7 protein-coding genes are annotated in these 9,392 nt (G+C 54.5%); 6 read left to right on the top strand and 1 reads right to left on the bottom strand.

Annotation, left to right across the window (positions count from 1 at the left end; genetic code table 11):
* The 4 genes from CPT76_RS19280 to CPT76_RS40080 form a co-directional block, all read left to right on the top strand.
* Positions 1 to 1,153, top strand: a 1,153-nt coding sequence (locus CPT76_RS19280; protein ID WP_146116357.1) for an ABC transporter permease, incomplete at its 5' end; no start/stop codon positions are given.
* Positions 1,154 to 1,156: 3 nt separating this feature from the next.
* Positions 1,157 to 2,050 carry an ABC transporter ATP-binding protein gene (locus CPT76_RS19275; protein WP_105443974.1) on the top strand — a complete coding sequence of 298 codons (894 nt, stop codon included), beginning with the start codon at positions 1,157 to 1,159 and terminating at the stop codon, positions 2,048 to 2,050.
* Positions 2,051 to 2,155: 105 nt separating this feature from the next.
* Positions 2,156 to 4,339 carry an endo-1,4-beta-xylanase gene (locus CPT76_RS19270; protein ID WP_258168597.1) on the top strand — a complete coding sequence of 728 codons (2,184 nt, stop codon included), beginning with the start codon at positions 2,156 to 2,158 and terminating at the stop codon, positions 4,337 to 4,339.
* Complete coding sequence (locus CPT76_RS40080; RefSeq protein ID WP_308737634.1) at positions 4,255 to 4,821, top strand: sugar-binding protein; 567 nt, start codon at positions 4,255 to 4,257, stop codon at positions 4,819 to 4,821. The genes CPT76_RS19270 and CPT76_RS40080 overlap by 85 nt, the downstream gene beginning before the upstream one ends.
* A 127-nt stretch (positions 4,822 to 4,948) precedes the next feature.
* Here the strand turns inward: CPT76_RS40080 and CPT76_RS19265 are convergent, their stop codons facing one another.
* Positions 4,949 to 5,719, bottom strand: a complete 771-nt coding sequence (locus tag CPT76_RS19265) for a helix-turn-helix domain-containing protein (protein ID WP_181152929.1) — start codon at positions 5,717 to 5,719, stop codon at positions 4,949 to 4,951.
* Between the two features lie 276 nt (positions 5,720 to 5,995).
* Here CPT76_RS19265 and CPT76_RS19260 point away from each other — a divergent pair, with 276 nt between their 5' ends.
* Both CPT76_RS19260 and CPT76_RS19255 read left to right on the top strand, forming a co-directional pair.
* The gene (locus CPT76_RS19260) at positions 5,996 to 7,390 is read left to right on the top strand and encodes an ABC transporter substrate-binding protein (protein ID WP_105443972.1); all 1,395 of its coding nucleotides are present in this window, start codon (positions 5,996 to 5,998) and stop codon (positions 7,388 to 7,390) included.
* 94 nt (positions 7,391 to 7,484) lie between these two features.
* Positions 7,485 to 9,392 (top strand): ABC transporter substrate-binding protein (locus CPT76_RS19255; RefSeq protein ID WP_105443971.1); only part of this gene is annotated, 1,908 nt, incomplete at its 3' end.

Below are 9,392 nucleotides of genomic sequence, written 5' to 3'. Positions count from 1 at the left end.
GGTCGGCACGGACATTGCGCTGACGACGAAGTGGGAAAGCGATGCGCCTCCACCTGTATCCCCGGGGGCGGGAGGGCAGCCTCCGTCTGAGCCGGCAACGACAACCGTGCAGAAACGGGTTCAGTACACGGAGCCGCCCTTCGAGCCCTTTGAGGAGCTGGACGGTGTGCAAGCGACAGCGAAGGTGTTTAAGAAGCAGGAGGCCCGGTTCAGTGCCGTCGGCAATGAAAAGTCCGGCAAAACGGTTCTCTTTGGCATCGACACGAAGGATTTCGGCAGTACCGCTTGGATGAAGGAGGGGCTGCTGCAGTATCCGATCAACAGCTACCTGAATCTGATCGCCCCGAATCCGGAGGCCGTGCTCATTTCGCGGTCGCTCGCAGAGGATGCCAAACTGAAGCCCGGCGATCCGATCCGGGTTTACTGGGACAGCCTGGACGGGGCGACGTTCACGGTGTACGGCATCATCGATTATTGGCCCAGCTGGAGCCCGCTGCCGTCCGATCAGGGAAGCGGAAAACCCGGGCAGCCGCATCTCGTTGTCGGACATCTGGGCACGATTCAGAACAGGCTGGCCGTCGAGCCTTATGAGGTATGGCTGAAGCTGGCGGACGGCACGAACAGCGAACAAATCTACAGGGAGCTGCAGGAGAAGAAGCTACAGGTGACGAGCCTGCGGGATGCGACGCAGGAGCTGGTCCAATCCAGAAATGATCCGTTCCGGTTGGCGATGAACGGCGTGATGACGCTCGGTTTTTCCATTTCGATGCTGGTCAGCTTCATCGGGTTCCTGCTGTTCTGGGTGCTGACCTTATCCGGCCGGACGCTTCAATACGGGGTTCTGCGGGCCATGGGCATCTCTTTCCCGCAAATGATCGGCATGCTCGTCAGCGAACAGCTGCTCACGTCGGGGGCCGCGGTCCTCATCGGCGTGTTCATCGGCAACGTCACGAGCATGAAATTCGTGCCGCTGTTCGAAATGTCGTTTGCTTCCAAAGAACAAGTCCCTCCATTCACGATTACATATCAACTCAGCGATTATTTGCAGCTGTACGGCATTATCGGGTTCACGCTGGCGACCGGGCTGATCATTCTGGGGTACCGGCTGACACGAATCCGCATCGCGCAGGCGCTGAAGCTCGGGGAGGAATAGCTCATGATTCAATGCGAAGGGCTCGTCAAAATCTATAAAACGGCGGATTTGGAAGTCGTCGCCCTTCAGGGCCTGGACCTTCAGGTGGAGAACGGTGAATTCATGGCGATCATCGGCAATTCCGGCAGCGGCAAATCGACGCTGCTCAACATGCTGGGCGGCCTCGACAAACCATCGGCCGGCAAGCTGTTCGTAGACGGCAAGGACCTGCTCGCGTTCAGCGAGCGCGACCTGGTGCAATATAAACGGGAGTCGGTCGGGTTCGTCTGGCAAAATAACGCGCGCAACCTGATTCCCTATTTGACCGCGATCGAAAATGTCGAGCTGCCGATTCTCCTGCGGGGCCGAAGACGCAGGGCCCGCGCGCTCGAGCTCCTGGAAGCGGTCGGCCTGAGCCACAGGGTGAAGAACAAGCTCAGCGAATTGTCCGGCGGTGAGCAGCAGCGGGTGGCTATCGCCATTGCGCTGGCGAACGAACCGCGGCTGCTGCTGGCCGATGAGCCAACCGGATCGCTCGATACAGGCACATCGAATCAGGTTCTCGATTTGTTCCGGACGTTGAATAGGGCCATCGGCATCACGATTGTGATCGTGACTCATGATCCGGAGTTGGCCCGCAAGGTGGACCGGGTTGTTCAGATCCGCGACGGCAAGACGTCGGCCGAGATGATCCGCAGGATCTCTTATTCCGACGTGTTGACGCAAATGGACGCCGACACCGCCCGGCGGGAAGCCGAGAGCCATATCGAGTACGCAGTGCTCGACAAGGCTGGCCGGCTGCAAATCCCTGCCGGTTACCTCGACACGGGGAGCTTCAAGGACAGCAACAAGGTCCGCGTCGAGCTTGAAGACGGGCGTATCGTTCTGTACCCGGCAAACGAAAGGCAGACGGTCTGAACTTAACCTGGTTTTATTTATGGAATGAAGTGATCCATAACATGACCATAGAACGCCGTTAAGCGGCGTTTTAATGGAATAGATGACATGAGGAGAGGTGGATTCATGAAAAAGCATCGAATCAAACGTTCCATACTGCTGATGCTCGCGCTTGTTCTCGTATTGGCCCCTTTATCGCTCGGCACACGTCCGGGTCTGGCCCGTGCTGAGCAGGAGTCGGCCGGCCCGCTATCTGAAGGCCGCATGGGAACAGCCGGAACGAGCGATGCGGCAGCAAGCGTTCCGGTAAGCATCTCAAAAGATTTTGAGGACGGGACGCTTCAAGGCTGGTACGGGCGGGGCGGCAACGAAGTCCTGACGGTTTCCCCGAATGCAGCCCATACGGGATCTTACGGCATGCAGGTCACCGGTAGAACCCAGGGCTGGAACGGCCCGCAGCTCGACGTGACCCCAATCATGGAAACGGGAAAGACGTACCACTTATCGGCTTGGATCAAGCTGCCTGCCGGCACGGCAAGCTCGCCGGTATCGATTGTGGTCCAACGCACGACGGATGGCACCAATGCCTATGAACTCGTCAAATCGGTCCAGGCGAGCGACAGCGGATGGGTCAAGCTCAGCGGAGAATATACCTTGCAACACCCGATTGAAAGCCTGGCCGTTTATATCGAATCCTTCGATGTTCCGACGCTTGATTTTTACGTGGACGATGTCGTGATTGAGCGCGCTCCGGATCCGGTTCCGATCGAGATTCAGAAGGACATTCCGAGCCTGAAGGACGTGTTTGCCGGCCAATTCAAGCTGGGGACGGCTGTGCTGGTCAATGAAATCCAGAATCCGAACAGCCCTGATGCGGAGCTGGTCCGGAAGCATTTCAACAGCCTGACGGCCGGCAACGAGCTGAAATGGGACGCCACCGAGCCCGCGGAGGGTCAATTCAATTTTACGGCAGCCGATAAAATTGTAAGCTTTGCTATGGATAACGGGATCGCCATGCGGGGCCACACGCTCATCTGGCATTCCCAAACGCCGAAATGGGTGTTTTACGACAGCAACGGCAACCTCGCCAGCAAGGAGCTTCTATATGCACGGATGAAAAAGCATATCGATACCGTCGTTGGCCGGTACAAGGGAAAAATTTACGCTTGGGACGTTGTAAACGAGGTCATTGAGCCCGGCGATCAGAAACCGGGGGGCCTCCGCAACAGCTTATGGTATCAAATTGCAGGCGAGGAATTCATTGAAAAGGCATTCATTTATGCACATGAGGCTGATCCGGACGCCAAGCTGTTCATTAACGATTACAACACGAATGATCCCGTGAAACGGCAATTTCTGCATGATCTGATTAAGCGTTTGAAGGCCAAGGGGATTCCGGTTGACGGCGTCGGCCACCAGACGCATATCGGAATCGAATATCCCCGGGTGCAGGAATTAGATGATATGATTCAGGCGTTCCGGGATCTTGACATCGATCAGCAAATCACCGAACTAGACATGAGCATCTATACGAATGACACGGAAGCCTATGAGACGTTCCCAACCGAGCTGCGAATCAAGCAGGCCAACCGTTACAGGGAGATCTTCGACGTATTCAGGAAGCATTCGGATCAGCTCAGCGCCGTCATATTCTGGGGCAAGGATGACCTGAACACCTGGCTGCGTACGTTCCCGGTCGTTCGCAACAATTGGCCGCTGCTGTTCGATGAACGGCTGCAAGCCAAATACGGATACTGGGCGCTCGTCGATCCGGCGAAGGTTCCGGTTGAAACGAAGCGCACGAATGCCCTGGAGGCCAGCGTGAAGATTGACGGCCAGGCGGAAGCGGTATGGAATGTGGCGCAGGCGATACCGATCCAGACAGGCGGCAAAGCGGCAGCGACATATAAGACATTATGGGACGCAGGACATCTGTATCTATGGGTCGATGTCGATGATGCCACAGTCAACGGCAATGATTCCGTCGAAGTGTACATTGACGGCAATAACGGCAAAACGAATGCTTATGAAGCGGACGACAAAAAGTATACGTTTCGGCGCAGTGGCGCGAATCCGCATAAACCGGCCGAGTATAACGTGGTGAAAACGGAGAAGGGATACCGGATCGAAGCCTCGATCCCGGTCGACGGTGCGCAAACCGGAAAGGAAATCGGCTTTGACGTCCGCATTCGCGACCGGTCCGGTTCAGCGGAAGAGCTGGCGTCCTGGAACGATATTCATCACAGGCAGGATACGGATACGTCCGGGTTTGGCGTATTGACATTTGGAACAAGGCCGAGCAGATCGTAACCGACCGCTGGGTCAGCGGATCTTCGGGCTCAACGGCCAAAGTCCGGACGCTCTGGGACGATCACCGTCTGTACGTGCTGGCCGAGGTGACCGACTCTCTGGTGACCAAGCGGAGCGCCAATGCGTGGGAGCAGGATTCGGTCGAAATCTTCATCGATCAGAACAACGCACGAGCCGCTTCTTATGACAGCGACGACGGGCAGTATCGTGTGAACTTCGATAACGAGCCGTCGGTCAGCCCCGGATCGCTCGGCGCCAATTTGACATCCGCCGCGAAGCGGACCCCGACCGGCTACATCATTGAGGCCGCTGTCGATTGGGTCGGAACACCTCCTGAGGCGGGCAGCCTCATCGGGTTTGACGTACAGGTCAATAATGACGGGAATGACGACGGGGTTCGCGACAGCGTGGCGATCTGGAATGATACGTCGGACAGAACGTGGCAAAACCTGTCTAACATCGGACTGTTAACATTGGAATAACCCCAGCGAGTGGGGGAACGAATAAAGGCCGCTCCCGGATAAACAACCGGGAAGCGGCCTTTGGTTTAAGGGATCAGGTGGTCAGGCTTCATCGAATGTGCGCCATGTACGCCGAAGTATGCTTAAATCACGCCGTTATGATCAGGGTCTTTCTATATTTGTTAGCGCTTACACCGGTATACGTTTTGAACTTCTTATAGAACCAATCCATCTCGGTATAACCGACTTCATTAGCGATTTCATACACCTTCATGTCGGTATTCTCCAGCAGGAATTTTGCCTTCTCCATGCGCTGCTGAAGCAGATATTCCTTGAAGGTCATCTTCTCTTCTACTTTGAATTTCTGGCCGAGGTAAGAATAGTTGAAGTGAAAAATGTGGGAGATTTCCTTCAGCGTGATGTTCTGATGCAGGGCCTCTTCCACATACGCCTTCACCTTGTCGATGATACCGGCCGAAGAGATGGCGGAGGCAGCTCCCTGAACGGTTCCTGCCCATGGGACCGGTTGATGTCCGGAATACGGCGCTTCGTCCATCTCCCGCTTCACGGTCTTCAGGCTAGCCGCGAATTCCTCCGGCGATACGGGGTCGGGCAGGTAGTCGTTCACCTGATAATACAAAGCCTTTCGGGCAAGCTGAAACTCATTGCGCCCGCCGATCAGAACGATCGGGACACGGCTTTTCTCCCGGATACGGCCGCAGAGCTGAAGTCCTTCTTCCTCCGAGGCTCTCATGCTGATCAGCACCAGCTGATGATCCTGGGCGGATAGCATCGACATCGCCTCGGCAGCTGCAGCGGCATGGCACTCCAATTCAAATTCCGCTTGGTGTCTGTCCAGCATACGCTTTATCCATTCCTTCGCATGATGATCGGGATCAACAAGCAGCACCTTATACACGATATTCCCCCCTGTTTCTTTTTCGTAAATCATTGGCTCCGGTGAAGCTGCTTATCTCTCATTATGAAAAAGAACCCGATACGCAAACAATGTGCTTTTCTTTATATTGCTATCCGTTGTTTACTTATTGGCCATTTGTAATGTAAGGGGTTACAAGCAACCTATATTTTGACGGGTAGAATATCTAACTTACCACAGGTTGTTGCCCTTTCAATGTAAGCGCTACACTTTGAATGTAATTGGGATGCAAATCACTTTAACGGGGGGATTAGAGGAATGCGTATGGGAAAAATGATGCTGCTGCTCTGCACACTGTTACTTGTGCTTTCGGCGTGCAGCAGCGGCGGCTCCAAAAGCGGGTCAAGCGCCGGTACGGCGGAGACGAGTACGGAGACGAGTACCGAGACTGCGGCAACCAACACCGACAATAAAGGTGCGGAAGAGAAGGATGCGGAGCAAACGTACAAGACGCCTGACATGGATTTCGACATGGGCGGAAGAACGATCAAGGTCGTATCGTGGTGGGATATGACGATTCCGGAGGATAACCCGGATAACATCCAGCGCAAAAAAAATCTGGAGGAGCTGGAGAAGAAGCATAACTTCAAAGTGGAATACGTCGCGATCGATTACGGCGAATACCAGCAAAAAGTGACGGCTTCCCTGCTGGCCGGCGAACCGCTTGGCGACATCGTCAGATTGGGCAAAACCTACACGATTCCGGCACTTGTGAAACAGGACTTGTTGTGGCCCGTCGATGAGTATACGAAAAATCCGGTAGCCTTTAACCAAAGTGTGACCAATCAATACATGCAATACAACGGAAGGGGTTACGGATTCTCGGAAGGGCAAGGCAACAATGTCATGGGTATTTTTTACAACCGGACGCTCATGAGCAAGCTTGGCTTGAAGTCGCTTCAAGATTATGTCAATGAAGACAGCTGGAATTGGGATACGTTTTTGCAAGTGGCTAAAGAAGCCAACAAGGATACGAACAATGACGGCAAGCTTGATTCCTGGGGGCTCGCTAACCCGGCGCCGCTCGAATTTGCGCTCGCTTCCAACGAAACGAGCTTGACGAAGGATAACAAGCAAAACCTGGAAGATCCGAAAACGACCGAAGCGCTTAATTTTATTTCCAAGATTGCGACCGAAAAAGTGGCCAGACCAACGGAAGGCGGCGACTGGACGGAGCCGGGCCAATTTTTCCGCCAAGGCAACACGTTGATGTACACGGGAGCGCTCTACGAACTTAGCGGTTTCAAGAAGGATATGCCTGACGCGGATATCGGATTTGTGCCATTCCCTAAAGGGCCTAGTGCAAGCTCGTACCACTCTTACGAAGGCCTCTATCAATCTTTGTTCATCCCTAAGGCTGTGAAGGATCCGGATAAGCTGCTCTATATTTGGGAGAAAATCAATGACATCGATTCGATGTATGACTATCCGGACCAGGCCTACTATGAAACCTCGTTCACGGACGAAAACGACATTAACAATGCGAAGGAAGTCGCCGCCAATTTGATTGTCCTCGACCACTTCACATTCCCGAACTTGAAGTTCTATGATTTCCTCGGCGAAATCACCAGTGGAACCTCGGTGTCTACTGTGGTGGAAAAGTACAAAGCGCCGTTCCAGGCAGCCATTAATGAGGTCTACGGATCGAAATAATTTCACATGTTGAAGCAGCAGTCCCTATTAGAAATTGTTTTCTAACGGGGACTGTTATTGACATGACATGTCTCTTGCTTCAGGAGGGAGAAGCGTGAACAACCGAAAGAAGAGCTACGTCGCTGTCCTGCTCGTCCTTGCCATACTGGTGTCCATTTGGGCATTCTACCCTTCCGGTTCATCCGAAGTACGGAGCGTTCAAGCCATGGCCGATTTTGCGGCTGTTACGGGATCGGGCGGGGATGACGGCGGCTACGATGCATATGTGAAAGCCCATTCGGCTGCTAAGCGCCCGGATCAGGTTATCCGGATCGAGGGCGAGAGCTTTACCCAAACCGACGGGCCGGGATTCGAGGTTGTCCATCCGTCAGGGGAAACCGCCGTCCTCACGCCGGAATCGGGTTCCATCAGCTGGAACGTGCCCATCGAACAAGCGGGCATGTACAACATCCGAATCCGGTATTTGCCGGTTGAAGGCAAAAGTTCCGCGATCGAACGCGGATTGACGATCAATCAACAGCTGCCCTTTAAGGGCGCCGACCTGGTTACGTTTGACCGGGTCTGGGGCAACCGGGACGACAAGATCGGTCGCGATGACAGAGGGAACGATCTGCGTCCGAGTCAGGTAGAGAAGCCGATCTGGCAGGTCGAATCCGTCACCGACCGCAGCGGTTATTATGACGAACCCTATTTGTTCTATTTTGACAAAGGCAATCAAAGCGTGACCTTGACGGCATTGCGTGAGCCTATGGCCATCGATTATATCGAGCTGTACCAGGAAGAAGCATTAAAGACGTACGCAGAAATCAAGAGCGATTATTCAACCGAAGGGCTGCAGCCGGTCAAAGACCAATACACCCTGATTCAGGCAGAGGATGCGGTGTATAAGTCCTCTCCGACCTTGTATCCGGTTTCTGACAGATCGAGCCCGACGGTTATTCCATACGATGTGTCCAAAATTCGGATCAACACGATCGGAGGGCTGAACTGGAAGCTGCCCGGACAATGGATCGAGTGGGAATTCGAAGCGCCGGAGGACGGCTTGTACCAGATCGCTTTAAAAGAGAAGCAGGATCAGCTGCGCGGCGTCTTCGCCACGCGAAGCCTGACGATTGACGGAAAGGTTCCGTTCAAGGAGATGAAGCGGATCCCTTTTGAATTCGGCAGGGACTGGAGCATGTACGTCTTGGGAGAGGATGAGCCGTACCTGTTTCATTTGACCCAAGGCAAGCACCGGATTCGCATGACGGTTTCCCTTGGCGAGCTGGCCCCGCTGATCCAGACGATCGAGTCGAGCGTGCTGCAGCTGAACGAAATGTACCGCAAAATTTTGATGATCACGTCCAATTCGCCCGATCCGTACCGGGACTACCAATTGGAGAAGCGGATCCCGGAAATGGCGGAGGTATTCCGCAAACAAGCCGAAACGATCCAGAGCGTGGCCGATTACCTGGAACAAACGACAGGCGAACAGAGCGACAAGGTGGCTATTTTGCACACGATGGTCAAGCAGCTCCAAGAGATGGCCAAACGGCCGGATACGGTTGCGAACCGTTTGGAGGCCTTCAAGACCAACGTCGGCGGCCTGGGTACGTGGATTCTGACCGTCCGGGAACAGCCGCTTACGCTGGATTATCTGGTCGTTTCCTCGCCGGATCATAAGCTGCCGAGAGCGGACGCGTCGTTTCTGCAAGTGGTGAAGCATGAAGCCGGGTCGCTCACCGCTTCTTATACCGAGGATTACGACAGCATCGGCAACACCGGCAAGCAGAAGCGGTCGACGACCGTTTGGATTACGACAGGACGGGATCAGGCACAGGTGTTGAAAAACCTGATCGATGATTCGTTTACCCCGAAATCGGACATTTCGGTCAATCTGAAGTTAGTACCCGCCAACATCCTTCTGCCCGCGACGCTCGCCGGGGAAGGGCCGGACGTGGCCATGCAGATCGGCGAAGACGTGCCCGTGAACTATGCCATGCGGGGGGCGGCCGCCGATTTG

This window comes from Paenibacillus sp. AR247 (assembly GCF_002968895.1).
Taxonomy (GTDB): domain Bacteria; phylum Bacillota; class Bacilli; order Paenibacillales; family Paenibacillaceae; genus Paenibacillus_AQ; species Paenibacillus_AQ favisporus.
The sequence above is the reverse complement of the archived record's forward strand: the minus strand, read 5'-3'. Positions and strand labels throughout refer to the sequence as shown.